Annotated in this window: 24 protein-coding genes and 1 other RNA gene; 9 read left to right on the top strand and 16 right to left on the bottom strand. The window is 65.6% G+C overall.

From position 1 onward, the window contains the following. Positions 1 to 102 precede the first annotated feature (102 nt). Positions 103 to 966 (top strand): N-acetylmuramoyl-L-alanine amidase, encoded by an 864-nt coding sequence (locus XI05_RS06705; protein WP_271499903.1) that lies wholly within the window; start codon positions 103 to 105, stop codon positions 964 to 966. A gap of 115 nt (positions 967 to 1,081) precedes the next feature. Here XI05_RS06705 and XI05_RS06700 read toward each other — a convergent pair whose 3' ends face one another. After that, positions 1,082 to 2,311 (bottom strand): RNA polymerase sigma factor, encoded by a 1,230-nt coding sequence (locus XI05_RS06700; protein ID WP_271499902.1) that lies wholly within the window; start codon positions 2,309 to 2,311, stop codon positions 1,082 to 1,084. Between the two features lie 136 nt (positions 2,312 to 2,447). Beyond that, complete coding sequence (locus tag XI05_RS06695) at positions 2,448 to 2,801, bottom strand: YciI family protein (RefSeq protein WP_271500610.1); 354 nt, start codon at positions 2,799 to 2,801, stop codon at positions 2,448 to 2,450. Between the two features lie 149 nt (positions 2,802 to 2,950). Between XI05_RS06695 and rnpB the strand changes: the two genes are divergently transcribed. Further along, positions 2,951 to 3,368, top strand: an RNA gene (gene rnpB, locus XI05_RS06690) — RNase P RNA component class A. Positions 3,369 to 3,595: 227 nt separating this feature from the next. Here rnpB and XI05_RS06685 read toward each other — a convergent pair. Beyond that, positions 3,596 to 4,309: an alpha/beta fold hydrolase gene (locus XI05_RS06685; protein WP_271499901.1), complete on the bottom strand. Its 714-nt coding sequence runs from the start codon at positions 4,307 to 4,309 to the stop codon at positions 3,596 to 3,598. Between the two features lie 66 nt (positions 4,310 to 4,375). Then, positions 4,376 to 4,813 (bottom strand): DUF983 domain-containing protein, encoded by a 438-nt coding sequence (locus XI05_RS06680; protein WP_442869234.1) that lies wholly within the window; start codon positions 4,811 to 4,813, stop codon positions 4,376 to 4,378. A 79-nt stretch (positions 4,814 to 4,892) separates the two neighbouring features. On the opposite strand from XI05_RS06680, the gene XI05_RS06675 reads away from it, so the two are divergent. Both XI05_RS06675 and XI05_RS06670 read left to right on the top strand, forming a co-directional pair. Beyond that, positions 4,893 to 6,263, top strand: a complete 1,371-nt coding sequence (locus XI05_RS06675; protein ID WP_271499899.1) for an aminotransferase-like domain-containing protein — start codon at positions 4,893 to 4,895, stop codon at positions 6,261 to 6,263. Between the two features lie 125 nt (positions 6,264 to 6,388). Beyond that, complete coding sequence (locus XI05_RS06670) at positions 6,389 to 7,132, top strand: sulfite exporter TauE/SafE family protein (protein WP_271499898.1); 744 nt, start codon at positions 6,389 to 6,391, stop codon at positions 7,130 to 7,132. 50 nt (positions 7,133 to 7,182) lie between these two features. Here the strand turns inward: XI05_RS06670 and XI05_RS06665 are convergent, their stop codons facing one another. The 4 genes from XI05_RS06665 to XI05_RS06650 form a co-directional block, all read right to left on the bottom strand. Beyond that, positions 7,183 to 8,583: an MATE family efflux transporter gene (locus tag XI05_RS06665; RefSeq protein ID WP_271499897.1), complete on the bottom strand. Its 1,401-nt coding sequence runs from the start codon at positions 8,581 to 8,583 to the stop codon at positions 7,183 to 7,185. 52 nt (positions 8,584 to 8,635) lie between these two features. Next, entirely contained in the window at positions 8,636 to 10,435 is a 1,800-nt protein-coding gene (locus XI05_RS06660) for an ABC transporter ATP-binding protein (protein ID WP_271499896.1), read from the bottom strand. Between the two features lie 361 nt (positions 10,436 to 10,796). Beyond that, a complete protein-coding gene (locus XI05_RS06655) occupies positions 10,797 to 12,383 on the bottom strand; it encodes a DHA2 family efflux MFS transporter permease subunit (RefSeq protein WP_271499895.1) in 1,587 nt (528 codons plus the stop codon). A gap of 202 nt (positions 12,384 to 12,585) precedes the next feature. Continuing rightward, positions 12,586 to 13,905 (bottom strand): HlyD family secretion protein, encoded by a 1,320-nt coding sequence (locus tag XI05_RS06650; protein WP_271499894.1) that lies wholly within the window; start codon positions 13,903 to 13,905, stop codon positions 12,586 to 12,588. Positions 13,906 to 14,095: 190 nt separating this feature from the next. Between XI05_RS06650 and XI05_RS06645 the strand changes: the two genes are divergently transcribed. Together XI05_RS06645 and XI05_RS06640 are read left to right on the top strand one after the other, a co-directional pair. Further along, positions 14,096 to 14,731, top strand: coding sequence for a TetR/AcrR family transcriptional regulator (locus XI05_RS06645; protein ID WP_271500606.1), 636 nt, complete (start codon positions 14,096 to 14,098; stop codon positions 14,729 to 14,731). A 43-nt stretch (positions 14,732 to 14,774) separates the two neighbouring features. Further along, positions 14,775 to 15,110, top strand: a complete 336-nt coding sequence (locus XI05_RS06640) for a DUF6665 family protein (RefSeq protein WP_271500602.1) — start codon at positions 14,775 to 14,777, stop codon at positions 15,108 to 15,110. A gap of 15 nt (positions 15,111 to 15,125) precedes the next feature. Here XI05_RS06640 and XI05_RS06635 read toward each other — a convergent pair whose 3' ends face one another. The 7 genes from XI05_RS06635 to XI05_RS06605 form a co-directional block, all read right to left on the bottom strand. Next, complete coding sequence (locus XI05_RS06635) at positions 15,126 to 15,854, bottom strand: Crp/Fnr family transcriptional regulator (RefSeq protein WP_172787224.1); 729 nt, start codon at positions 15,852 to 15,854, stop codon at positions 15,126 to 15,128. 72 nt (positions 15,855 to 15,926) lie between these two features. Beyond that, positions 15,927 to 17,282, bottom strand: a complete 1,356-nt coding sequence (locus XI05_RS06630) for an amidase family protein (RefSeq protein ID WP_271499893.1) — start codon at positions 17,280 to 17,282, stop codon at positions 15,927 to 15,929. Positions 17,283 to 17,342: 60 nt separating this feature from the next. Further along, a complete protein-coding gene (locus XI05_RS06625) occupies positions 17,343 to 18,353 on the bottom strand; it encodes a taurine ABC transporter substrate-binding protein (protein ID WP_271499892.1) in 1,011 nt (336 codons plus the stop codon). A gap of 21 nt (positions 18,354 to 18,374) precedes the next feature. Beyond that, a complete protein-coding gene (locus XI05_RS06620) occupies positions 18,375 to 19,214 on the bottom strand; it encodes an ABC transporter permease (RefSeq protein ID WP_172787221.1) in 840 nt (279 codons plus the stop codon). Then, positions 19,211 to 20,509 carry a M20 family metallopeptidase gene (locus tag XI05_RS06615; RefSeq protein ID WP_271499891.1) on the bottom strand — a complete coding sequence of 433 codons (1,299 nt, stop codon included), beginning with the start codon at positions 20,507 to 20,509 and terminating at the stop codon, positions 19,211 to 19,213. Before XI05_RS06615 ends, XI05_RS06620 begins: the two co-directional genes overlap by 4 nt. A gap of 205 nt (positions 20,510 to 20,714) precedes the next feature. After that, positions 20,715 to 21,311, bottom strand: a complete 597-nt coding sequence (locus XI05_RS06610) for a histidine phosphatase family protein (RefSeq protein WP_271499890.1) — start codon at positions 21,309 to 21,311, stop codon at positions 20,715 to 20,717. A gap of 165 nt (positions 21,312 to 21,476) precedes the next feature. Beyond that, positions 21,477 to 22,679, bottom strand: a complete 1,203-nt coding sequence (locus XI05_RS06605) for an extensin-like domain-containing protein (RefSeq protein WP_271499889.1) — start codon at positions 22,677 to 22,679, stop codon at positions 21,477 to 21,479. Between the two features lie 146 nt (positions 22,680 to 22,825). On the opposite strand from XI05_RS06605, the gene XI05_RS06600 reads away from it, so the two are divergent. Further along, positions 22,826 to 22,948 carry a hypothetical protein gene (locus tag XI05_RS06600; protein WP_257187567.1) on the top strand — a complete coding sequence of 41 codons (123 nt, stop codon included), beginning with the start codon at positions 22,826 to 22,828 and terminating at the stop codon, positions 22,946 to 22,948. 62 nt (positions 22,949 to 23,010) lie between these two features. Here the strand turns inward: XI05_RS06600 and XI05_RS06595 are convergent, their stop codons facing one another. Then, positions 23,011 to 23,898 carry a DUF2147 domain-containing protein gene (locus XI05_RS06595; RefSeq protein WP_271499888.1) on the bottom strand — a complete coding sequence of 296 codons (888 nt, stop codon included), beginning with the start codon at positions 23,896 to 23,898 and terminating at the stop codon, positions 23,011 to 23,013. Positions 23,899 to 24,093: 195 nt separating this feature from the next. Here XI05_RS06595 and XI05_RS06590 point away from each other — a divergent pair, with 195 nt between their 5' ends. Beyond that, positions 24,094 to 24,873: a DUF2147 domain-containing protein gene (locus tag XI05_RS06590; RefSeq protein WP_271499887.1), complete on the top strand. Its 780-nt coding sequence runs from the start codon at positions 24,094 to 24,096 to the stop codon at positions 24,871 to 24,873. Positions 24,874 to 25,203: 330 nt separating this feature from the next. Then, positions 25,204 to 26,622, top strand: coding sequence for a FecR domain-containing protein (locus tag XI05_RS06585; protein WP_271499886.1), 1,419 nt, complete (start codon positions 25,204 to 25,206; stop codon positions 26,620 to 26,622). The last annotated feature ends 112 nt before the right edge of the window (positions 26,623 to 26,734 follow it).

The raw sequence follows: 26,734 nt of genomic DNA, 5'->3' as shown, positions 1-26,734 counted from the left end.
CAAAATGAATCCGTTAACCGCGCCGCGCGATTGCGCGCGATGGAGGGTAAAGGAATAGTAAAGAGAAGGGCTTGCCCCACTCTCCGTCCGTCCGAGCTGCTCATGCCCTCCGGTTCGTCCACGCCGTCTGGATCTGATTCGAAGCGTCACCGCGTTCTCCCGGTTCCCAAGACCGTGGCAGGCCTGCGCACGTTCGAGCCCGATTCCTCGATCGTCTCGGACATCATCCCCTCGCCGAACCATGGCGAGCGCAGCAAGGGACGGCAGCCGGACATGATCCTGCTGCACTACACCGGCATGCCCGATGTCGAGGGCGCGCTGGCGCGCCTCTGCACCGCCGGCACCGAAGTGTCGGCGCATTATGTCGTGCTGGAGGACGGCCGCATCGTGCAATGCGTGCCCGAGGCCAAGCGGGCCTGGCACGCCGGCGTCTCCTCCTGGGCCGGCGAGGACGACATCAACTCCTGCTCGATCGGCATCGAGATCATCAATCGCGGCCATGACTGGGGCTATCCGGAGTTTCCGCTGCGCCAGATCGCCGCCGTCATCGCGCTGTGCCGCGGCATCATGCTGCGCCGCAAGGTGCCGGCGCACCGGGTGCTCGGCCATTCCGACGTCGCGCCCGCCCGCAAGAAGGATCCCGGCGAGAAATTTCCGTGGCATTCGCTCGCCAATTCCGGCGTCGGCCACTGGGTGACGCCCGCACCGATCATCCGCGGCGAGAGCCTGATGCTCGGCACCATCAGCGACGCGGTGCTGAGCATGCAGCAGGCGCTGGCAAGGTACGGCTATGGCGTGCCCCTGAACGGCAAGTACGACGCTGCCACGATGGAAGTCGTCACCGCCTTCCAGCGCCATTTCCGCCCGGCGCGGCTGGACGGCGTCGCCGATCACTCGACGCTGTCGACCTTGCAGGCGCTGCTGGCGAGCCTGCCGGCGGAAGCAACGCCGGTCGCGTCGACGTGACGGCGTTGCGCACGCCGTCATTGCGAGGAGCTCTTGCGACGAAGCAATCCAGACTGTCTCCGCGGTGATAGCCTGGATTGCTTCGCTGCGCTCGCAATGACGGCATGTGAGGCCCCTACCCCATCTCCCTCATCCGTCGCGCATAGAGCCTCCGCAACGGCTCGAGCTGCGTCGCCGCGGTCGCCGCACGATAGGCCTCGCGTGCCTCGTCCATCCTGCCGAGCCGCCGCAACAAATCCGCGCGCACTGCCGGTAGCAACTCATAGCCGCGAAGCCCGCCGCGCGCGGCGATCGCGTCGACGAGATCGAGCGCACGTGCCGGCCCATCGACCATCGACACCGCCGCGGCGTGGTTGAGCTCGATCACGGGCGACGGATTGATGCGCAGCAGCACCTCGTATAGCCCCGCAATCTGCGGCCAGTCGGTCGCCTCGAAGCTCGGCGCACGCGCATGCAGCGCTGCGATCGCGGCTTGCACCGCATAGGGCTGCGGCCGGCCCGGCACGCGCAGCGCGTCCTCCACCAGACGTAGGCCTTGCTCGATCTGCGCGCGGTCCCACAGCGCGCGGTCCTGCTCTTCGAGCAGGACGATGTCTCCGGCCGGCGTCTGTCGCCCGGCGCGGCGCGCGTCGTGCAGCAGCATCAGGGCCAGCAGGCCCTTGATGCCGGCGCGATCGGGCATCAGCCGATTCAGCAGCCGGCCAAGCCGGATGGCCTCGGTCGCCAGATCAGGCCGCATCAGGTCCGCGCCCTCGGTCGCGACATAGCCTTCGGTGAAGACGAGATAGATCACGGCGAGCACGCCATCGAGCCGCGGCGCCAGCGCCTCGCGCTCCGGCACCTCATAGGGGATGCCGGCAAGCCTGATCTTCTGCTTGGCGCGGACGAGCCGCTGCGCCATCGCCTCCTCGCCGACGAGGAAGGCGCGTGCCACCTGCGCCGTCGACAGCCCGCAGACGGTGCGCAGCGTCAGTGCGACCTGCACCTCGGGCGCGAAGGCGGGATGGCAGCAAGTGAAGATCAGCCGCAGCATGTCGTCGTCGAGCATCGCCGGCGGCTCGTCGGGGCCCAGGGCATTCAGCTCGAGCTCGTGCACCAGCGCCTGCTGCTTGCCGCGGAACACGGCCTGGCGGCGGATGCGGTCGATTACCTTGTGCTTGGCGACATTGACGAGCCAGGCGCGCGGATTGTCGGGGACCTCACACGCCCAGCGTTCCAGCGCGACCGCAAACGCATCCTGAAGCGCGTCCTCGGCGAGATCGAAATCGCCGACGAGACGGATCAGCGTGGCCAGCGCCCGCCCCGCCTCGTCGCGGAAGATTTTGTCGATCTCGCCAGGGGTCATGTCACGCGATCACTCCCCTCTCGTCATTCCGGGGCGCGGCAAAGCCGCGAGCCCGGAATCCATAACCACGATTCGGGGATATGGATTCCGGGCCTGCGCCTTGCGGCGCATCCCGGAATGACGAAGGTGGGAGCCGTCACTTCTCGTACACCCAGATCGGCCGCACCTCGATCGAGCCGATGCGTGCGCTGGGAATCCGCGCCGCGATCTCGATGGCCGCGTTGAGGTCCTTGGCTTCGATCAGGTAATAGCCGCCGAGTTGCTCGCGCGTTTCCGCGAACGGACCATCGGTCGTCAGCGTCTTGCCCTCGCGCACACGCACGGTCGTTGCGGTCGTGGTCGGCTGCAGGCGGTCGCCGGCCTTGAAATTGCCGCTCTGGATGATGGATTGCGTGAAGGTCTGGTATTCGGCCAGCATTTTCTGGCTGGTCGCCGCGTCGTTCTTCGCGTACTCGACCTCGTTCTGGTAGATCATCAGCAGGTATTGCATCGCTTCACTCCTGTTGTTCGGCTGGATCGCCGACATCCAGTCGAACGGGTTGCGCGCCAAACGACATCTTCAGGATAAATTATTTCTGACCGAGCGTGCCTCGCGATATCGGCTTGACGAAACCGTCACAAATGCCCATGCCTAAGCCGTCAGTCGGCCGGACGGCCGCTCCGGCAGGTGCCGAAAGGCCGCCGGGGAGGAAAGTCCGGGCTCCCTTGACATGCGGTGCCGGATAACGTCCGGCGGGGGTGACCCCAGGGAAAGTGCCACAGAGAACAAACCGCTCCCTCCTCGGAGGAAGTAAGGGTGAAAAGGTGCGGTAAGAGCGCACCGCGGTTCCGGCAACGGAGCCGGCAGGGCAAACCCCACCGGGAGCAAAACCGAATAGGGACGGCTTAAGCGGGCTGTTCGCGAAAGCGATAACGCCGCGGGGCGATGTCAGGCCCGCCGTCCGGGTAGGTTGCTCGAGGCCGTGTGCAAACATGGTCCCAGAGGAATGGCCGTCACGTATCGTTCGCGCAAGCGGACGGTGCCCTACAGAACCCGGCTTACAGGCCGGCTGATGCTCTAAAGCGTTTTCGAGCGAAGTGGGTTTCCGGTTCGCGTGAAGAAAACGCGTCTTGCTAAGGAAGCAACGAGGGGTTCGATGCTAGCGCATCGGACCCCTCACCAATTTGGGCTGCTGTCATTCCGGGGCGTGCGCAGCACGAACCCGGAATCCATTTATCCACCGACTCCGCTGCCTGATGGATTCCGGGCTCTCGCTTCGCGAGCCCCGGAATGACGGCTGTGAGCTACGCGACGATCTCGTTCAACACCTTCATCAACGCCTCGGGCGCCGTCACATTCGGCGCGTGGCTGGCGTCGAGCTCGACATAGCGCCAGCCCTCCTCCCTCTTCGTGCGCTGCGCAAACTGCCCGAACACATCGCCGGGCGGAAGACGCGTGCAATAGATGTAGCTGCGCGGCATCGCCGGCTCGCCGTGCTCGAGCCTCAAGCGCGCCTCGAAGCACTTGATCGGCATCGGGACACGGCGCGCATTGAGCCAGTCGAGATCGGCTTGCGCGGTGTCCGGCGGCGGCGGGTTCGGCGGGATGCGATAGCCGTCGCCCGAGCTGACTGCCTTGCGCATCGGCTCGCGTCCGCCCTCGTTGAGGTCGAACAGCGACTGGCCGTCACGCGGCACGAAGGCATCGAGATAGATCAGCTGCGTCACGCGCTCGCGCGCGCGGTCGGCGACTCCGGTCGCGACCATGCCGCCGTAGCTGTGGCCGAGCAGCACGATGTCGCTGAGATCCTCGAAGGCGATGACGTTGAGGATATCCTGGATATGCGTGTGGAGATCGACCGAAGGATTGGCCAGATGCGCGCGCTCGCCGAGCCCGATGTAGGTCGGCGCCACCAGGCGGTGGCCGGCCTGCGCGATCAGCGGGTGCATCTTCTTCCAGGCCCATCCGCCGGACCATGCGCCATGACAGAGCAGGAAGGTCTTCGCACGCGTGGCCATCGGCGTTTCCATCGTTCTTGTTTCTACGATGGAGTGTAGCGGCCGGCCGCGCGATGTAAACGCCGCTTACGCGGCGCGCGTGTCCTTCACCAGCACCGGCGCAAGCTCGCCGGCCTCGCGCCGCAGCTTGCCCGCCTCGAAACCGTGCATGCCGAGCTGCCATTGCAGGCCGACGATGGCACCCTTGGTCGGTTGCAGCAGCGCGAGCGATGCGAACAGCGTCACCGGCAGCCACACCGCGAGCTGCAGCCATTCCGGCGGCGCGTAGGCGGTCTCGACCGCGAGGATCGCCGGCACCACGAGATGACCGACCACGACCATCACGAGATAGGCGGGAAAGTCGTCGGCGCGCTGGTGGAACAGCTCCTCGCCGCAATGGTCGCAAGCCTCCGCTACCTTCAGGAAGCGGCCGAACATGTGCCCTTCCCCGCAATGCGGACATTTGCCGCCGAAACCGCGCCACATCGCCTTGGCCAGAGAGACCGTCGCCAGAGAGACAGACATGAACACACCTCTTCCTTTTCGACGATCCATACAATAATATCTTGCATCCATACATTCAAAGGTTATGGGCCCAAATTGCATGGAATGGATCCCTACAATCTCGGAGCTTTCGGGCCCGCGCTATCAGCGGATCGTCGAGGCCATGGAGGCCGACATTGCCGCCGGCAGGCTGGTGCGCGGTCAACAGCTGCCGACGCAGCGCGCGCTCGCAAGGGCACTCGGCATCGACCTCACCACGGTGACGCGCGCCTACACCGAGGCGCGGCGCCGCGGCATCATGGAAGCTCGCGTCGGACAGGGCTCGTTCGTGTCGGAGACCAGCGCGCGCCGCGCGGTCGACCTGCCGCACCCGGTTGCGATCGACCTGTCGATGAACGTGCCGCCGCACCCGCTGGAGGCGCAGCTCGACGAGCGCATCATCGCCGGGCTGGAAGCCCTCCGCGCGCAATCGGGCCTGACGGCGTATCTCAACTACCAGCCGCCCGGCGGCAGCGCGCATGAGCGCGAGGTCGCGGCGCGCTGGATGCGCGCCCGCGTTGCGCATGCGCAGGCCGACAGGCTGGTGATCTTTCCCGGCGCACAGACGATCCTCTTCAGCCTGCTCGCCCATCTGGCGCGGCCCGGCGACACCGTGCTGACCGAAGCCCTCACCTTCCCCGGCATCAAGGCCGCCGCGGCCCGGCTCGGCGTCAAGCTCGTCGGTGTCCCCATGGATGAGGACGGCATCCTGCCGGATGCGCTGGCAAAGGCGTGCCGCGTGCACAAGCCGAAAGCCGTCTATCTCATTCCGACGCTGCACAATCCGACCACGGCGACGCTTTCCGCCGAGCGGCGCGGCGCGATCGCGAAGATCATCCACGATGCCGGCACCATCCTGATCGAGGACGACGCCTACGGGCTGCTCGACCGCGCGGCCTCGCCGATCGCGAACCTCATTCCGGAGCGAACATATCTTGCGACCACGCTGTCAAAATGCATCGCGCCGGCGCTGCGCGTTGCCTATCTGACGACGCCCGACAGTGGCGCGCTGCGGGACATGCGCACCTCCTTGCAGGCGACCGTGCAGATGCCGGCGCCCCTGATGGTCGCGCTGGTGACGCATTGGATCGAAAACGGCGTTGCCGATCGCATCATCAGCGCTATCCGCAACGAAGCCGTCGGCCGCCAACAGCTCGCGCAACGCGCGCTGAAAGGTTTTCAGTTCCTGGCCAGGCCCGCGGCGCATCATCTCTGGCTGCGACTGCCGGAAGAGCGGCCCGATCTTGCCGCGCACCTCCTGCGGAATGGGCTTGCGGTCGTCGCCGGCGATGCCTTCACCGTCGACGGGGCACCGCCGCATGCGGCGCGCGTCTCGCTGGGCGCGGCACGAAACAGATCGGAATTGACGGAGGCGCTGCGCATCCTGGTCGGCGCGCTGCAGAAGCCTGCCGACAGCAGGCAGATCGTCTAGGTCGGCGGCGATGGCCGGACAGATCACGCCTGCGTGCGGCATGGATTGACCTCCATGGCGGCAGGCATGTTATGCGAGCCGTGGCGATCGGCTCGGGATCGCCCCCTGGCGACAAGGACAGTCTGTTGGAAATGCTCACCTACGTCCTGCTGCTGCTCGGTGCGCTGGCCGGCGGCTTCGTCTCGGGACTGGCCGGTTTCGGCACGGCGCTGATGGCGCTCGGCATCTGGCTCTATGTGCTGCCGCCCTCGCTCGCGGTCCCCTTGGTGCTGATCTGCTCGGTGATCGCGCAGAGCTCGACGCTGCCCTCGATGTGGAAGAGCTTCAACCTCTCGCTGGTCTGGCCATTCCTGATCGGCGGCCTGCTCGGCGTCCCGCTCGGCACCATGATGGTGGCCACGGCCGATCCAAAAGTGTTCAAGCTGAGCGTCGGTGTGCTGATCCTGGTTTTCTCTACGGCGCTCTATCTGAACAAGAGGCCGCTCGCGATCAAATCCGGCGGCCGGATCGCCGACGGCGCGATCGGATTTGCCGGCGGCATCCTGGGCGGACTTGCCGGATTGTCCGGCCCGCTGCCGATCCTGTGGGCCAACATCCGCGGCTGGAACAAGCACGAGCGGCGCGGCATCTTCCAGCTATTCAATTTCACGGTGCTCGCCACCGCACTGCTGCTGCAGACCGCATCGGGTCTCGTCGAGCTCAAAGTGGTCTGGCTCGCGCTGGTCGCCTTTCCGGGCACCTTGATCGGCGCTTGGGCCGGCGCGCGCGTCTATCATGCGCTGAACGACAAGCATTTCGGCGATATCGTGCTCGCCCTCTTGTTTCTGTCGGGCCTGACGCTCGTCTGGAACAGCCTTGGCGCGCATTAGCCCCACGGCGCCGCAAGCTGGCGGGAGCCGTGGGAGGGATGTCACTTTCGCTACGCGGGAGCACGGGCCGGAGGCGCGACCGGCTCGGCTTCCACTGCCTTCGCGGCCTCGTCCTGCGACGCGAAGCGCTTCCTAAACTCGCGGCGCAGCAGCCACAGGCTCAAGCCCGCCTGCAGCGTCGTCGCTGCGATCGAGAGATACCAGACATTCTCGATGCGGAAGCCCGGCCGCGTCGACAGCCAGAGCACCGGCAGCGAATAGGTGAACACGCGCGTCACCGAGCTGACCAGCACAGGCCTGGTGTTGCCGAGGCCCTGGAACATGCTGGAGCAGGTGAAGATGAGGCCTTGCGCCACCATGTTGAGCGAGATGATCCGCAGGAACAGGAAGCCGATCGCCATCGTCTCCCGGTCGTTGGAAAACCCGGCCAGCAGCAGTTCCGGCTTCAGCTGCGCGAGGATCATGAAGCCGACCGCCACGACGGTGGTGATCAGCGCCGTCTTGACAAAGGTTTCCCGCACCCGCGCGCCGTTGCCGGCACCGACGTTCTGGCCGGCGATCGGCGCGGCCGCCAGCGCAACCGCGAGCGCCGGCATCTGAATCAGGCCGAGCACGCGCTGCCCGATGCCGAAGCCCGCCTGCGCCGCCGCGCCGAAGTCGCGCAGCACGTAATAGACCACCGCCATGAAGATGAACATCATCGCAAACTCGCCGCCGGCCGGCAGGCCGACATTGAGGATGCGCATCAAGTGCCGTGGCTGCTGACGCCACTGCGCCGGATCGAAGGCGACATAGCGCTCGACCTTGCGGAAATACGCCAGCAGTATCAGCACGCCGATGGCCACCGCGATCGAGCTCGCCAATCCGGCACCGAGCACCCCGAGCGCAGCGCCGGTGCCCCAGCCCCCGATCAGAACCGGCGCGAGTGCGATATTGATGGCGACGGCGAGCGCCTGCACCAGCATGGTGGGACGTACAATCCCGGTGGCGCGCAACGCAGCTCCCATCACCTGCGTCGCGAATTGCAGCGCGAGCGCCGGCATGAACCAGAGCAGATAAGTGGTCCCGGCCTCGATCGTGGCTTGATCCGCGGCGATCGAACGCATGTAGGGGCGCGACAGCGCGGCACCTGCGACCAGGGTCAACAATCCGAACAGCACTGACAGCACCATCCCCTGATTGAAGATCAGGTTCGCATCCGGCCGGTCCTTGCGCCCCACGGCATGCGCGATCAGTGCTCCCGCGCCGACACCGAGCACCTGCATCAGCCCGTTGACGAGAAAGCCGGCATTGCCGGCCGCAGCGACACCCGCGACGGCGGCATCGCCGAGGCTCGATACGAAATACAGATCGACCAGCTGGCAGAGCATGATCGAGATCATGCCGGCCATGATCGGCGGCGCCATGGCCAGGATGTGTCGCACGATCGAGCCGTGTGTCAGGTCTTTCATGTCATTCCATCCTCACGCGACGTGGCCGGCATTCGTCCACCGGCCACGCGCGTCATTCCGCTGCTGCGATCTCTCCGAGCTCCACCACCTGGCGCTCGAACAGACTGCGATAGATGCCGCCGGGCTTGGCCGCGAGCAGAGCGTGCGTGCCCTGCTCGACGATCTCGCCGCGGTCGAACACCAGGATGCGATCGAGGCTCTTCACCGTCGACAGCCGGTGCGCGATCACGATGGAGGTGCGTCCCTTCATCAGCCGCTCCATCGCCTCCTGGATCAGCGCCTCCGATTCCGAATCGAGACTCGAGGTCGCCTCGTCCAGGATCAGCACCGGAGCATCCGCCAGGAAGGCGCGCGCCAGCGCCACGCGCTGCCGCTCGCCGCCCGACAATTTCACGCCCCGCTCACCGACCAGGGTGCCGTAACCCTTCGGCAGGCGCAGGATGAAGTCGTGCGCATTGGCAAGCCGCGCCGCCTGCTCGATCGCCTCGAGGCTGGCGCCGGGCCGGCCGTAGGCGATGTTCTCCGCGAGCGTGCGGTGAAACAGGATCGGCTCCTGCTGCACGATCGCGATCTGGCTGCGCAGCGATTGCTGCGTGGCCAGCGCGATGTCCTGCCCGTCGATCAGCACGCGGCCGCCGGTGACATCATAGAGCCGCTGCACCAGCTTGACGAAGGTGGTCTTGCCGGAGCCGGAGCGGCCGACGAGGCCGACCCGCTCGCCGGCGCGGATCGTCAGCGACAGCCCGTCATAGAGCGGCGCACGATGGCCGCCATAATGGAACGTGACGTCATCGAACACGATCTCGCCGCCTTCGATCGCGATCGGCTGCGCATTGGCCGCATCGGCGATGCCGATCGGCTCGTCGTGGATCGCCACCAGCTCCTCCATGTCGTTTACCGAGCGCTGGAGGTTGTTGATGTGCATGCCGACGTCGCGCAAATAGGCGTGGATCACGTAGTAGCTCGTCAGCACATAGGTGACGTCGCCCGGCGAGGCGTAGCCGGAGACCCACAGCAAAACGGAGCCGCCGATCACCGAGGCGCGCAAGGCCAGCAGCAGCGTGAGCTGCGCCATGGCGGTGTAGTTGTAGCGAAACCAGGTCCGCCGCACGCGCACGCCCCAGCGGTTGATGACGCGGGCGAGCCGCGCGTCCTCGCGCAATTCCGCGCCGAAGGATTTCACCACGGCGTTGCAGGTCAGCGAATCCGCCAGCGTGCCGCCCACCTTGGTGTCCCAGGCATTGGAGACGCGCGCCGCGGGCGCGATGAAGCGGGTCGAGAACAGCACCGTCATGGTGACATAGGCCAGCGCGCCGAGCGCGATCACCGCGCCGAGCGAGGCCCAGTGCACGCCGAGCAGGATCATCGAGCCGATCAGAACGACGAACGAAGGCAACAGCGCGAGCAACAGCGTGTCGTTGAGCAGGTCGAGCGCCCACATGCCGCGGGTGATCTTCCGGACCGTGGAGCCGGCAAAGGAGTTCGCGTGCCAGTCGGTCGAGAAGCGCTGCACGCGCGTGAACGCCTCCTGCGCGACCTCGGACATGATCTGCAGCGTGAACGGCACGATCGCCTGCAATCCCGCGAGCCGCAGCACCATCGAGGCCGCACCCAGCGCCACGATGGCGCCGAACGCGACCAGCGCCGCGTGCCGCGCATCGGGATCGGACGGACCGCGGGTCAGCGCATCGATCAGGTGTCCGGAGAAGACCGGCATGAACAAATCGGCGGCGGTTGCGCCGAGCAGGCCGCCGGCCACGACGAGGCCGCGCCCCGGCTGCTTCAGCCAATGCTTGAACACGAAGGGAAGCACGACGCGAATCGCCGCAGGCTTCTTGGACAGAGCGGTCATGGCATCATCCGGCCGCTTCGCGCGGGCCGGCTCCATCGATGGACGCAAGTCGGCCCAAAGGCCGCAACGGCGTCACGTAAGACTGATTTTGATTTGAGATTTGACTTGGGAAACGAAGCGATCGGGACGCTCGGCCAAAACCTAGGCCCAATCGAAGCTGGCGGAAGAGGCCTCTAACAGGCCGCGTACATACCGAACCAGAACGTCATCGAGGTGATCATCGAGCGCGGGCGTACGATCTGCGATTGCGACGAAATCATGCAAATCTCTCCCCGGTTCGAATGAATGAGGTGCGCTTTATAGATGTGTCGCCAGCCGATTGCAACGGGGCTCGCGCGAGATCACGCACGAGTGTTGCAAATTAGTGCGCGTCGCCGCCGGCGCCGAACGGCGACGGCGGTCTCTTCAGCAGCACCACCAGGAAACTGAGGGCGAGATAGAACAGCGTCAGGATGAAGAAGGCATCGCCAAAGCTCATCACCACGGCCTGACGATGAACCAGCTGGGAAAGCTGCTTCATCGCCATCAGCGTGGAATCGCCAAGTCCCTGAAATTTCTGCATGAACATGCTCAGGGTTTCGGTCGCGGTGGCGTTGCCCCAGGTCACGCGCTCCTGCAGACGGGTGATATGCAGGTCGGTGCGGTCGTTGAGCACGGTGTTGATGACGGCGAGGCCGAGCGCGCCGCCGAGATTGCGCATCAGGTTGAACAGGCCGCTCGCGTTCTTCACCTTGTCAGGTGCCAGCGTGCCGAGCGCGACGTTGTTGGTCGGCACCATCGCGAACATCATGCCGATGCCGCGCAGGATCTGCGGCACCAGCAGCTCGTAGAAATCGTACTCGCGGGTGATCCAGGTCATCTGGTAGGAGCCGATCGCGAACACGACGAGGCCGAACGCGATCATGTAGCGCATGTCGAGCTTGGCCATGAGCCGGCCGACCAGCGGTGCGACCAGGAACATGGTGATGCCGGAGACGAACATGGTATCGCCGATCATCAGCGCGCTGTAGCCGCGCACTTCGGCGAGATAGCGCGGATAGATGTAGGTCAGGCCGTAGAGACCGATGCCGATGCAGAATTGCAGCGTGCATCCGACGGCGAAATTGCGGTCGGAGAAGGTGCGCAGATTGACGATCGGCTCGGCCGCCGTGAACACGCGCCAGAAGAAGGCGATGGCCGAGATCGCGCAGATCCAGGCGCAGATCGCGACCGATGTGTCCTGCATCCATTGATATTGCGGGCCCTCTTCCAGCACATATTCCAGCGTGCCGAGGAAGCTGGCCATGAACAACAGGCCCCACCAGTCGAAGCGATCGAGCAGCTCGAAATGCGGCTCGTCGAAATCGACCAGCGCCAGCACGCCCACGGTGATGCCGATGCCGGGCACGACGTTGATGAAGAACAGCCAGTTCCACGACATCGCGTCGGTGATGTAGCCGCCGACCGTCGGCCCGATGGTCGGTGCCAGCGTCGCGACGAGACCGATGATGGGACCGACGATGTGGAATTTCGTGCGCGGGAAGACGGTGTAGGCCGAGGCGAACACGGTCGGGATCATGCCGGCGCCGAGAAAGCCCTGCAGCGCGCGCCAGAGGATCATCTCCTCGATCGTCGTGGCGAAGCCGCAGAGCAGGCTCGAGAAGGTGAAGCCGGCCGCCGAGATCGCGAACAGCAGCCGCGTGCCGAAGGCGCGCGACAGGAATCCCGACAGCGGGATCGCGATCACCTCGGCGATCAGATAGGCGGTCTGAACCCAGGAGACCTCGCTGGAGCTCGCCGACAGCCCGGCCTGGATTTCGCTCAAGGAGGCCGAGACGATCTGGATGTCCAGGATCGACATGAACATCCCGAACACCATGATGATGAACGCAAACAGCCGTTTCGGCGCAATGCGCTCCGAAGCGGGATCCGCCATCATGGCAGGTGAAGCGGTGGTGGCGTTGGCCATGTGTCAGCTCTGACTGGAGCAAGCTGCGAGTTGGTTACACCTCTCCCGCTTGCGGGAGAGGTCGCGCCGAAGGCGCGGGTAAGGGCTTTCTCCTCTAGGGGATTGTCCCATTGTGGAAGCACCCTCTCCCCAGCCCTCTCCCGCAAGCGGGAGAGGGAGCGCACCTGCATTCGGGGCAGCGGCGCGACTCATGTCACCGTTCCTACTGCGGATGGACCGCGGTGGGATCGTCGAGATCGACCGCGCTGTCGGCGTCGGCGGCGCCGTTGTTGGTGTCGACGGTGGCGTAGACCGACATGCCGGCGCGGAGCAGGTTCTGCTTCGCCACCGATTTCGGCACGCGGATGCGGACCGGCACGCGCTGCACGATCTTGGTGAAGTTGCCGGTGGCGTTGTCGGGCGGCAGCAGCGTGAACACCGACCCCGCGCCCGCCGCGATGCTGTCGACGACGCCGGAGAACTTGCGCATGCCGTAGGCGTCGACCTTGATCGTCACCGGCTGGCCCGGGCGGATGCGCTTGAGCTGTGTCTCCTTGAAGTTCGCGTCGATATAGACGTCGTCCAGCGGCACGATGTTGCCGAGGCGCTGTCCGACCGCGACGAAGTCGCCGGTGTTGACAAGGCGGTTCGAGAACGTGCCGTTCACCGGCGCGCGCACCGCCGTGAAGCCGAGGTCGCGCTCGGCTTTGGCGAGCGTGGTCTTGAGCTCGGCGAGCTGGGCCTGCGCTTCGGCCTGCTGCGCCTTGGCGACGTCGACATTGCTGACGGCAACCTCGTAGGCGGCTCGCGCGGCCTTGACCGCGGCGGCGCCCTGGTCGCGTCCGGCTTCCGAGCTTTCGAAGGTGGCGCGCGAGGCAAAGCCCTTGCTGCTCAGCGCCTGCTGGCGCTCATAATCGAGGTCGGCGCGCTTGAGGCCCGCTTCGGCGGAGACGAGCTGCGCCTTGGCCTGCGCGACCTGGCTGTCGAGAGCTGCGACCTGGCGGCCGATGCGATCGATGGTGGCCTGCTGGGTCGCGATCTTGGTCGCGGCGGCCTCGACCGCGATCCTGTAGTCGCCGTCGTCGATGCGGAGGACGATGTCGCCGGCACGCACCGGCGTGTTGTCGCCGGCAAGGATCGAGGAGATGTGGCCGGCAACGCGCGCGCCGAGCATGGTGTTGTTGGCGCGGACATAGGCATCGTCGGTCGATATGTAGAAGCGACCGACCAGGGTGTAATAGCCGGCATAGCCCGCAACGGCGAGCGCGAGGGCGAGGCCGACGCCGGTCAGGACGAATTTGCGCTTGCCGGACTTGGGCGCACCCGACTTGGTCGCGGCGGCGTCCGGCGCAGGTGCGGCGGGCTTGTCGGTCACGGGCTGCTCCGGCGCCTCGCGGGTCGGACGCTTGGTTTCCTCGGCCACGTGAGCGCGTAGCTGCTCGGCAGGGGGTGCGGGTGTCTCGGAGGCAGCATCAGCGCCCGTCTGGTCCTCCACCGTTCCTTGGCGAAGGACGCGAGCCGTCTGATCTCTCGATATGGCCATCAAGGCCTCCCAAAAAACGCAACCCGAGATCGGCCGTGTTGCGGCGATTGCCTCGCGTGCACCTCAAATAGCATTGACCGAACGGTTCGGTCAATATACGATTATTCGCAACGGACCTTACTGCCGCGAATCCTTTATTGGCGTTTCATGGCTTAATCCGGATCCAAAAACCTTCCGAGACCCTAAACCAATGGTTGTAGCTGCCAACGAACAATTGCGCATCGTCCAGGATGAGGACAATTCCAAGCGCCGCCAGATCCTGGACGGTGCACGCAAGGTGTTCATGGATCTGGGCTTCGACGGGGCCAGCATGGGCGAGATCGCGCGCGCCGCGCAGGTTTCCAAGGGCACACTCTACGTCTACTTCGCCGACAAATGCGCGCTGTTCGAAGCCATGGTCGAACAGGAGGCGCTCCAGCACGGCCAGGTCGTGTTCAGTTTCGATTCCGGCCGCGAGGCCGAGAGCACACTGAAGGAGTTCGGCCTCGCCTATCTTCACTTGGTCTGCCGGCCCGGTGGCGGATCGGCGATCCGCACCGTGATGGCGATCGCCGAGCGCATGCCGGATGTCGGCCGGCGTTACTATGCGCGCGTGCTGGACAAGAGCATCAACCGCCTCTCCGCTTATCTCAAGGCACGTGTCGCATCGGGCGATCTTTCGATAGATGATTGCGATCTTGCCGCCTCGCAGTTCATGGAACTGTGCAAGGCCTCGCTGTTCCTGCCCTTCGTGTTTCAGGCGGAGCCCGCGCCGTCGGAACAGCGCATGAGCGCGGTGGTGGAGAGTGCAACGCGGATGTTCCTGGCGGCGTACAAGGCGAGGTAGCCGCGCGTTGCACCTGCGGGCCGGGCCGCACTATATTGCGGCCATGTCTCGTGATCTTCGCCCGCCGGTCAACATCCTCCACTACGAGATCGTCCAGGAACAGGCCTCGGCGCTGGGACGGATGGGCCGCGCCCTCGAACAGAGCCTCTCGCGTTTGCGCGAGTTCGACGCCGCCCACGCAGCAACCGAAGTGCCGGCGGCAATGCAACCGGCGAGGCGCAAGCTGGTGCTGGAAGCCGGCCAGGCGCTTTGGATGTTCGTGGTGCAACGCGAGGCGTCCGGCTTGCGCGACAGCCGCCACATCATGCGCACCTACAACGTTCCGGGTGAAGTGCAGCGCTGCATGGGATTGGCACCATCGAAGCCTAAAGCGCGATGACGACATCATCGCGCTTTAGTCAGTGACCTGCTTCCTCAGCGCCGAGAGATCATTCACGACCATCTTGGTCGGGCCGGTCGTGATGATGCCCTCGTCCTGGAGACGGTTGAGAATGAGGCTGATCGACTGCCGCGTCGCGCCGATCATGCGCGCGAGATTGGCCTGCGTGAGGCGGCCGAGCGAGATCGGACCGTTCTCGTCCTGCGCCGCGTTCTCGCACAGCTTCACCAGTAGCAGCACCAATCGTTCCGCAGCCTTCTGCCCAGCCAGCGTCTGCGCCAGCATCGAATAGGTCTCGCCCTTGAAGCCGAGACATTCGATCAGCGCGACTGCGAACGAGGGCGACTGTGCGATCAGGCGGCGGATGGCATCCTGGTCGAGATGCAAAGCTTCGACCCGCCCGAGCGCGCGCGCCGACCAGCTATGGCGGTGATTGCCGAGAATATAGGGGGCGCCGACGAAGTCGCCGGCTTCCCACGTCGCCAGCATCAGCTCGCGACCTTGCGTGCCGGCATGGGTGCTTTCGACGATCCCGCTCAAAATGACGTGGATGCCGTTCGCCGGCTCGCCTTCGCGCAGCAGATGTTCGCGGTTCTGGTAAGTCGCCAACCTGCCGGTCCGCATCACCAGGTCCAGATCAGACTTGTCCAGCGCCTTCAGCACATAGCGACCCGTTCCGGCGCCTTGCACTTCCGCACAGGGCTCACCCGGATCGGCGACTTCATGCGCATGGCCCCGCCCCACGACCAGTCTCCCTTCGAGTGACGGCTCGAAGGCTAGGAGGTATCGCATCCGATTGCAACGCGGTGCGACCTCTCAACGCACGGCCGCCGCAGCCGTGAACGCACAAGCGAGGTCAGCGAGCAGGCGCTCCCGCCCCGCCGGCGCCAGGAACGTGACTCCATAGGGCACGCCGGCCCCGGTCATCGCATTCGGCACCGCAATCGCGGCGAGCCCGAGCGGATTGGCGTAGTTGGTGTAATAGCCGTTGTTGAAATTGGCCGTCAGCGGATCGCGCGCAACTTCATCAATGCTGAGGACGGTGCCGACCGTCGGCACCACCAGCGCATCGTGAGCTTCCCAGAAGCCGCGAAGCTGACGCTGGACGTCCTTGACTTCGTAGAACGCGCGGTAGGCATCGGCGGCCGAGAACTTCCGGCTGCCGAGAACGAGATCGCGCACGATCTTGACCCCTGCACCGGGATGGGCGTCGAGAAAGGCGCCGACCGAAACATCACGCTCCGCAAGAAACGGCCCGAAGAACATCAGATCGTTGATCGAGGTGAATGGCGAGAAATCCACCGGCACGACCGGCAGGTCGAGTCGGCGCAGCCGGTGCAGCGCGTCGCCGAACAGCCTCTCCGTCTCTGGATTGCCAAAGAACTTGAGCTGATCAAGGCGCGGCGTTGCGATCTTCAGCGGCCGCGCCGGGGACGCCTGCTCTGTCCAGCCGGCGAACTCCAGCGGCGAAAAGCTGTCCGCGGGATCGCGCCGCGCCAGCACGCGATAGACATCATAGCCGTCGGCGGGATCGCGGGTGTAGAGCGAGATCGTGTCAAAGCTCCGGCACGCATACACCATCCCGCGCTGACTGAACGCGCCCGGCGCCGGCTTGAAGCCGGTCACGCCGCAATAGGACGCAGGCACCCTGCCCGACCCGCCGGTGTCGGTGCCGAACGCGAACGACGACGTGCCGGTGGCGACCGACACCGCCGCGCCCGAGCTGGAGCCGCCGGGAATGTAGTCTGCGTTGTATGGATTCCGGGCGATGCCGTAGGGCGAGCGGACGCCGACGAGCCCGGTCGCGAACTGGTCCATGTTGGTCTTGCCGACATAAATCGCACCGGCTGCAATCGCGTCAGCCACCACGGGGCTCGTATCCTCCGCCACATAGGCGAATTCCGGACAGGCCGACGTCGTCTGCTCTCCTGCGACATCGATGCAGTCCTTGACCGAGAATACGAGCCCATAGAGCGGTAGCTCATCGAGCTCGCCGACGCGGGCATCGATCGCGCGCGCCGCGGCCATGACGCTCTCGGGCCTTCCCGTCGATATCCAGACACCGCTCTGGTCGGCATCAGTCAGGCGCGACAGCACGTGCGCGGCGACGTCTGACGGCTTCAGCGTGCCGTTGCGATAGGCAGCGCGAAGATGGCGAGGCGAGATATCCATGGCGTCACATGCTTATGGGAACAGGGCGCGCCGGCGAGACAAGCCCGCCGGCAGCAGGCGTCAACGGCCGATCACCTTCTCGATATAGGCCGGCTGGATGAAGGCTTCGAAGCCGGCGCGCGGCAGCAGCTTCGGGAGACGCTCCTGCTTGACCAGGAAGTCGGCCGTGGAGACCAGCGTGTCGACGAACTTGCCCTTCTTTGTCGTTGTGCCGAGATATTCCTCGGTGAGCTGCTGGTTGCAAGGGACCATGCCCGTGCCCCTCATCATCCGCATCGCATCGGGCAGCGGCAGCGAAAGCTCCTCGGCGATGATCTCGGCCGTCTTCTCCGGGTTCTTCAGCCAGAAATCGATCCCCTCGCATTCGGCCTTGATGAACTTCTCGACGTAGGACGGATATTTTTCCGCAAAAGCATTCATCACGACGCCGATGTCCCAAGTCGGATAGCCGCGCTTGGTCATCTCACCCGAGGTGATCAGGATCTTGCCGCCGTTCTTGACGGCCTTGTCGAGGTTCGGCTCCCAGAACCAGGCGGCATCGATATCGCCGCGAAGCCAGGCGGAGGCGATGTCCGAGGGTGCGAGATCGATAATCTTCAGCGACGCAGGATCGACGCCGTCGTCCTTCAATGCCTGCAACAGCAGGTAATGTGTGGTGGATCCGAACGGCGCGGCGACCGTCTTGCCTTTAAGATCTTTAAGCGAATTGATGTTCTTGTCGGTGCGCACCACCATCGACTCGACATAGTCGAGCAGATTGATCACCAGGATGCCCTTGATCGGCAGGGCCCGGGTCGCGCCGATCGCGGTCGGAGGATTGCCGAGGCCGCCGAAATCGACGTCGTTTCCGGCGATCGCGCGCAGCATGTCGCCGCCGCCACCGATCTTGACGTATTTGATGTCGACACCAGGCATCTCCTTGGCCAGCAGGCCGAGATGCTTGGTGACGAGCTGCGCGTTCACCAAGTTCAGATAGCCGACGGTCACCTTGGCCGGCTTGTCCTCGGCACGAGCGGGGGCCGAGAGCGTCAGCGCAGCGAATGCAAGCGTCGCAACCAGTCTCTTCATCATCTCATCTCTCCTCGATCAGGATCAGGTTCGGGCCCACGGCATCAGTAATTTCGCAATTCCGCGCATCATCAGGTCGAGCACGACGCCGGTCAGGCCAAGCACGATCAGGCCCATGATCACGACGTCGGAAAGCAGGAATTTCGCGGCATCCCAGATCATCCAGCCGATGCCGGCGGAGGCCGCGACGATCTCGGCGGCGACGAGGACGGTGTAGGTGAAGCCGAGCGAGATGCGCATCCCGGCGAGGATCAGTGGTCCCGCTGCGGGCAGGTAGACGTGAAAGAGCAGGTGGCGCCGGGTTGCGCCAAGGGATTGCGCGGCACGTACGTAGACGGGATCGACGCTGGTGACGGCCTGGATCGTCGAAATCACGATGCCGGGCAGGCCTGCAAGGAACAGCAACGACAGTTTGGAGCTCTCGCCGATGCCGAGCCACATCACCAGCAACGTATAGAGCCCGAGTGGCGGTAGCGGACGATAGAACTCGATCAGCGGATTGAGCAGCGCACGGGCATTTTTCGAGACGCCCATGAGCACGCCGAGCGGAATGCCGACGAGACAGGCCAACGCGAAGGCCACGAGGATGCGGTAGAGGCTGGCGCCGAGATGCTGAAGCAGCGTGGCGCCCTGGTAGCCCTTCGTCATGGTCTTGACGAATGCCGCCCACACCGCCTGCGGCTTCGGCAGGAACAGTTCGTTGGCCCAGCCCATCTCCGTAACGATGACCCACGCGGCCAGCAGCAGGGCGACGGTGAGGGTCGAGAGCAGCACCGACCGCGACACTGTTGGCAGCCGCAAGCTGCCCCGCCGTGTACGGTCGGCCGAGATCGGAATGGCCATGGGACTTGCCTCGACGCTCATGTGCGCACTCCCAAGATCTGCATGATGGTCAGTGCATAGATCCGCGTTGCCATCACCGACTTGGTGATCGAGATGTTCTCGTTGTCGACGGCCCAGCCGTCCTCGCCCGGACCGAAGGTGACCGCATTGATGCCTGCTTCGCGGAAGCGGATGGTGTCGTTGAAGGCATTCTTGCGATTGACACCGGGCTCACGGCCCATCAGCCGCCGATACACCGCACGAAGCGAACGGCAGGGCTCCTCCTCGACCGGCACCGGCTCGGTCGCGTTGACGAATAGCGAGCCGGGCACCTGGCGCACTCCGACCTTGACGTCGTTGATTCCGGCAAATGTTTCCAGCCCGAGCCGCTCGACGTCGGAGATCACGCTGGCGAGCGTCATGCCCGGCACGATGCCGACCACCGCGAGCGTGATGGTGCAGGCATCCGGCGAGAACTGCATCTCGCCGGGCAGGCCGCCACGGATGCGCACCACCGAGCAGCAGGGCGGCGTATGCCCCATGAACTTGCTCGGCACGTGGGTGAACGTCATCTCCTTCAGTTTAGGCAGCAACTTGCCCGCCTCCATGATGGCGTTGACGCTGATATCGGGCCGCCAAATGTGCGACTTGATTCCCTCGACCGTGACCTCGATCAGGCAGTGGCCGGAATTGGCCACCGAGAGGTTGATGCCCCAGTCTTTGCTGACATCTCCCCAGGCAGTCGGCTCGGCCGTGATCTCGTAGTCGGCAGTGAGACCGAACTTCTCGAGCATGTAGATCGAGCCTTCGGTGCCGTTACGCTCCTCGTCGACGGTGTAGCAGCACATCAAGGTGCCATCGAACGTCACGCCCTCCTCGATTAAGGCCTGCACCGCGAGCAGCGATGCGGCAAGGTTGCCGCGCGTGTCCGACGTGCCGCGCGCGTAGAGCAGATCGCCATGGCGCGTCGCCTTGAACGGATCGAAATCCGTCATGTGCCATTTCTCGGGCTCGACCACCGGATAGGTATCGAGATGATCGTTCAGGATCAGCGACGGTGCGCCCTCCCGCCCTTTCAGCACGCCGAGCACGTTCGGCCGGTGCGGCTGCGCACTGTGCTTGGTGACCACCATGCCGAGGGCCTCGAGCTTGCCCGCGACCAGCATCGAGATCGCCTCCTCCTCGGCCGGCGGCAGATCGGGATCGAGCGGATTGCCGGAGCGCGGCTGACCGGTTCGGATCAGCTCGGAGGCAAGGTCGAGCCATCGCTGCTCCGTGATGCGCGACAGCACGCGCTGCTCGAGATCGGAGTAGGGCGGGGCGACGGGCATCTGCATGATGGGTTCCGCTGGCTCACAGCGCCGGCTGCGCTGCTTCGTTTCAGCACCATCATTGCAGCGACCGTGCCAATCGCGGGAAAAGCCCGTCCTGGCCCGATTAGCGATTTTGATTCAATGAGTTGGAGGCGAATCGGGACGGCGCAAATTTTTGCGCTTCAACTGGGCTTTGCCGAAGACGCAGCGTCCACTGAACAGCCGGGCCTCAGCCGGCCGCTGACCCCAGGTCTTCCATCCTGCGCCATCCATGCAGGATGCGACGCCCTTCCGGCGCGAACGCAAAGTAGTTGCCGCCGCCTGCCGGCTGATCGTGGACGCGATCGATGGAATGGCCGGAATAGTGACAGAACAGCAGCGTGCCGACTGCGCCGTGGCCGACGAACAGGACGTCGCCGGGTCGGTTTCGCGTCAGCACCGCCTCAGCCTCGCGCACGATCCGCATCTGTGCATCCGTAGCGCGCTCCCAGCCGCGCACGCTGAGATGAGGCGCGGCGAAGAACTGGTCGGCGACAGCTTCGAACTCGGCCGGCTTCAGGAAGCCGGTCGCCGAACGGTCGTTTTCGTGCATGGCCTCGCGGATCTCGATCGTGAATCCGAGCCGAGCGGCAATGATCTCGGCGGTCTCGATCGCCTTCCGCTCGCCGCTGGAGACGATCTGCGTGGTGCTTGCGAGCCAGCCTGCTTCCGCCAAGGCCTCGGTACGCGCGCGGCCGAGCGGGCTCAGGCTCCATTGCGGCACCGGCACATCGGGATCGATTTGCACCTGCGGGTGGGTGAGATAGCGGACGATGTCGGCGGTCATAATGAATCTCAGTCTCTCCTCGTCATTGCGAGGAGCTCGCGACAAAATTGCGAAGCAATTTTGCGCTGATGCGACGAAGCAATCCAGACTGCCGCCGCGGTGACAGTCTGGATTGCTTCGCTCCGCTCGCAATGACGGTGGAGGTCGATTTTCGCAAGGTAATGCCTAATCGTCGGCGTACTCGTCCTCTTCCCGCTTGTGCATCGTGCTCTTGCGCGCACCGAGTGAACCGGTCACCGACGGCTCGCGTGCACTCGCATAGGGTCTGCGCGACTGGGCGCGCGAGGCGACCTCTTCGCCCGACACCGCGGCGGGCTGGCAGATCAGGCGGCGGCTGGCGCGGCGCATCAGATCGACGTGGATGTGATCGTAGTGGTAGACGTTCGAGCCCGGCGCCAGCACGGTGCTGAAATGCGCGCACGCACCCGACTGCACATCGCGCAGGAATCCCTGCTCTTCCGGCATGCCGCGCCAGCCGTCCTTGATGGTGACGCGGCGTCCGTCGGCGAGCACGAAGGCCGAAATGTCGAGCGCATTGCCGTAGGCGTGCTCGGAGATGTGGGCGTGCGGATTGCCGTTCATGCCGCGGCAGGAATAGGCGGAGATCTGCTTGATCTCGGCGACGCGCACGCCGAACCAGCGCATCGCCGAAGGCTGCACCGTGTCGGCGAGCCAGCGATCGAGCTCGGACACGATCGGACAGGCGAGCGTCGCGGTCGGCTTGATCGCGACCGGACCGACGCTCGTGACAGGATTGCCCTGCGCAGGACCAAGACGCGGCAGCGGTTGCTGTGCCGGCGCCTGCGAGTAAGGCGCCGGACGAGCCGGATAGCTCGGTGCGTTCATGTAGCGCGCCGCACCCGCGGCATCGGTGCCCTCGGGCGGCAGATCGATCTCGTCCTCCTGCGCGGCCACGCCGGGTGCGTTCAACGACATCGGCCCCGACGATGCACCATAGCCGGCCGGCTGGCGCACCGCGCTTTCGGGATAGTTCGAGCGCTGCGGATAGGACGATGCGGGATACCCTTGGCTCTGCGGATAGTTCGACCGCGGCTGCACCGGCCAACGCGGCTGGTTGCCGATGCTGCCGGGCGGGCGCAGCGACTCGTCGGCAAAGCCATAGGTGCTGGAGCCTTCGCCGATGGCGGCGACCTTGAGCGGAAACTCGGCGCCGCAGCTGCCGGGCCCGGAGATCGGGTCGATGCGGACGATGTCCGCACTTTCCTTGACCGCGCCCGATTTCAGGCATGCGGCTTCCGCCTCGGCCCGCCACGGTTCGCGTTCGGCCTGGAAGAAGCCGCGACCGCAACCCGCTAGCGAAACAAGGACGATGGAGCCGACGAGATACAAACGAACTCCGCGCGTCATGCACGCACGTTCGGTGAATTTACTTAAAGACTCTTCAACACGTCGGTTTCAGCCTTCCTTAACCATGCCGGCCGCACTCGCGCGGCCGCCGCCGCCGATGAGCGACAGCAAGACTGACTTTTTCGGTGAGAGACTCTCTGTTAACCATGACGGCTGCGGCAAAGCGCGACCAGCGGAGCGACCTCATGACGTTCGCCGGCAGACTGAGCGTGATCACCGCCTACCTCGCCATGGCCTTCGTCGGCGCCATCGTGCTCGGGATGATTTAGACGGCATCGATCGACACACCGCGGCAGCTTACCCTCCCCTGGAGGGGAGGGTAAGAAAAGCACTACGACCGCGTGCGCGAGGGCTGCGACGAGGCGGTGATCTCCTCCCGCGGCGGCTCGACCCGCGTCCAGTCATTGCCGGAGCACCAGAAGCGGCCGAGCGCGCAGGCTTCGACGTGCAGCTTCGCGGGGCTCTTCAACCTCATCGTCGCGTAATAGGTGTTGCCGCTGGAACGGCTGTAGATGCTCCCGGTCCAGACATCGTGCTTCTTCGGCTTCATGTTGACGAGCACGCTCTCGCCCCGGCCCGAGGCTTCACTGAGCGCGTAGCCGCACAATGCGGGTCCACAACGCTCGATGCGGACCGTGCCCTTGGCACCGGCGCTCTCCCATTCACCGAGCGGCGCAAGGCTGTCGTCGCCGCTGACCTGCGCCACAATTGTAGTCTGATTGATCTCGGCGCTGGGGACGATGACTGGCGGCTCGATGCGCGGCGGTTCTAGCGCGGCGGTCTTCGGCCGATCGATCCGCTCCACATCAACCCGCGGCGGACCGGGGCTCGGCGTCTCCAATCTCGAGATCTCCAAGCTTGGTGCCGGCGGCGGCGCAACGGGCTGCGACGTCGCCGCGGCAAGGACGGGAGGCGCCGGAGCCGGCACGACAGCAGTTGCTTGTGGCGGCTTGACCGCTGCCGCCGGACAAGCCGGCTGCGGTGCCTGGACTACCGGCGCGGGCGCCGGCTGCAAGGCCTGTGCTGCGGAGACCTCGTCCGATGGCCGAAGGCCGCGATTGGAGGACACGGTGACACAGGACGAGGATCGGCAATTACGCGGCGCCTCGACATGGACCCGGTGGCCGCCGATCGAGAACGTGTAGGAGCCGGCCTGCGCGGTCGGCGCGATCGCCAGCAGCGCGATCGATGTGGCAAGCCAGGTCGCAAGTCGCTGCATCTGCGTCTCCCTCGGTGTCACGACGACGTTACGCAGGGCAGGCGCGGCCGAATGTGCGCTGCATCACCCAGGCGGCGTCAGGTCGTTGTGACGCCCATCACAGAACGCCAAGCCGCCCCAGCGTAGGGTCGAACCACGCTTCATCCACCAGCGACTTCGGTCCATCTCGGGACCACGCAATTTTCGGAGGTTGTCATGAGCAAGCTCTCCATCGCCGCCACCGCCCTCTTCCTCGCTTCGACCGCCGCCGCGCATGCCGGCAATTCGATTTCGTTCCAGATCGAGGGCCAGCACATCCGCATCGAGACGCCGCGCAACTGCGCTTCGCTCAATTGCGTGACCATCGTCGCGCCGGGTCTGTCGGACAAGCCGATCAAGCTGAACAACATCAACCTCAAGGACCTCGGTGGCTCCAAGGACGATGACGTCGACGCCACGCCGGCTCCGGCGCCCACGACGGCGCAACCCGCGCCGGCTCCGGTGCAGCAGCAGCCCATGCCGCAGGCGGCGGTGCAGGCGACCGCGCCGGCCGCGCCCGCTGCCCCAGCCGCGACTGTTGCTGCCGCTCCTTCTATCGGCTTCGACAACTCGCAGCCGGCTCCGGTTGCGGCGCCCGCGCCTGTTGCCGCACCCGCTCCCGTCGCCGCGGCTCCCGCGCCGGCCCCGGTGGCCGCCGCGCCCGTGGCTGCAGCGAACTCGCCGATCGGCGTCTGGGCGACCGAAGAGAACAAGGGCAATGTCCGCGTCGAGCAGTGTGGCGCCAATCTCTGCGGCTATGCCGAGAAGACCAACGAACGCATCCTGATCAACATGAAGCCCGAGGGATCGAAGTGGAGCGGTCGCATTCGCGATCCGAACTCCGGCCGCAATTACGACTCGACCATCTCGATGAAAGGTCCGAATGCGATGCGCGTGCAGGGCTGCGCCTTCGGCGGCATGTTCTGCGGCGGCCAGACCTGGAAGCGCGTGAGCTGACGCGCGGAGCGGGTCACATCGCGAAGCATAGGACGTCGTCATGCCCGGGCTTGTCCCGGGCATCCACGTTCTCAGTGCCGCAAAGCGTGGATGGCCGGGCCTTCGCCGCGCCGTAGCGGCTTCGGCCGCGCAGGCGGGACAAGCCGGGGCATGACGCTGCGGAGAAGACAGGATCCAATTCGCGAGCATCGCGCTCCTTTGAACGTTCGCCTCTCCTGTGCCACACACATTCATCCGACATTCAGCTCTGTCCGGCTGATATCAACCCATCTCGCCTCACGTTCTCACCGGGACTTCCTCGTGACATCAATGCTGGCTTAGCGCCGCTTCGTGTTCGCGCTCGTGCTGCCGGCATTGCCGCTGGCGGGCAGCAGCGCGGCTCGTGCATCCGAGACGATCGAATTCGCACAGGCGCAGCCGCAAGCCCAGCCAACGCCCGCACCCTCGCCGACGCCATCCGCCGCCCCGACACCGTCCGCAGAGGCACAGCCCGCCGCCGTCGAGCCGATCGGCAACGTCGCAACCGTGACGGGGATCGCGACCGTGATCCGCGACAAGAATTCCTATCCGCTGCGCGTGCGCGACGACCTCTATCTCAACGACGTCGTGCAGACCTCGTCGAACTCCGCGCTCGGCATCACCTTCAACGACGCCACCACGTTCAATCTCTCGGCCAGCGCGAAGATCACCATCGACAACTACGTCTATGAAGACGGCGGCAAGCAGAATTCGGCGATCTTCGACGTCGGCAAGGGCACGGTTGCCTTCGTGGCGGCCGCGGTGGCGAAGACGGGCGACATGAAGATTACGACGCCAACGGCAACGCTCGGCATCCGCGGCACCACCGGGGTCGTCGACGTGCCCGAAGGCGCGGCGGCGAACCGGGCGAGCAACGTCAACATCAAGCTCTATCCCGACGCCGACGGCCGCGTCGGCCACATCGATGTCGACGAGCGCTCGAGCGGCGCGCGGCTCGGCGCGCTGACGCAAGCCGCGAGCGGCTTTGCGATCGGCCCGGGCGCGGCCACCGCCGGCGTCATGCGTTTTGCGGCCGTGCCGATCACGATCCCCGCGCCGCAGATCGCGCGCGACCGCGGCTTCGTCAGCCAGGTGCATCTGGCGCAGAGCGCGGGCCGGCAGATCGTCATCGAGCAGCGCGACTTCCGTCGCGCCAATCCGACGGCGCTCAGCCGCATTCCGCGGCCGGCACAACCGCCGCAGCAGCAACAATTGCGGCCGACGACGGCCCCAGGCCAATTGCCGCAACGGCCGAACGGCCAGCCGCGTCAGGACAACCGTCCGGGTCAGCAGCAGCCGGGCACGCCGGGCCGGCAGGGAACACAGCAAGGCGCGCAGCCGCCGCAGCGGCAGGGACAAGGACAACACGGCGGCGCGGTGCAGCCGGGCACGCCGCGTGCCGGGCAAGGGCAACGGCAACAGGGCGCTGGTCGCCCGACGGGCGCGCCTCGCGCCGGACAGGGCACGGCGCCCAGCAACACGCCGCAAATTCAGCCGCAGCGTGGTGGACAGATTCTGCCCGGAGGAATCGTGCCGCCGCAACCGGGCGGGACACAGCAAGCAGCCCCGCAGCAGCCATTGCCGCGCACCGGCCTGCAGCCGGGCCAGCCTGCGGCTCAGCAGCCGGGCATGCAGCGCCCCAGCACCTTCCAGCCACGCCTCCCCGCCGCGCAACGTCCCGCAGCGCCGCGCAGACCCGCGCCCGCCCCGAAGGAGAAAGAGCGGCGGTGACCCGCTCTCTCCCGTCATTGCGAGGAGCCCTTGCGACGAAGCAATCCAGAGTGTCTCCTCGGAAAGACTCTGGATTGCTTCGCTGCGCTCGCAATGACGACTTGGAGGAAGC

This window comes from Bradyrhizobium sp. CCBAU 11357, assembly GCF_028128865.1.
GTDB lineage: Bacteria > Pseudomonadota > Alphaproteobacteria > Rhizobiales > Xanthobacteraceae > Bradyrhizobium.
The sequence above is the reverse complement of the archived record's forward strand: the minus strand, read 5'-3'. Positions and strand labels throughout refer to the sequence as shown.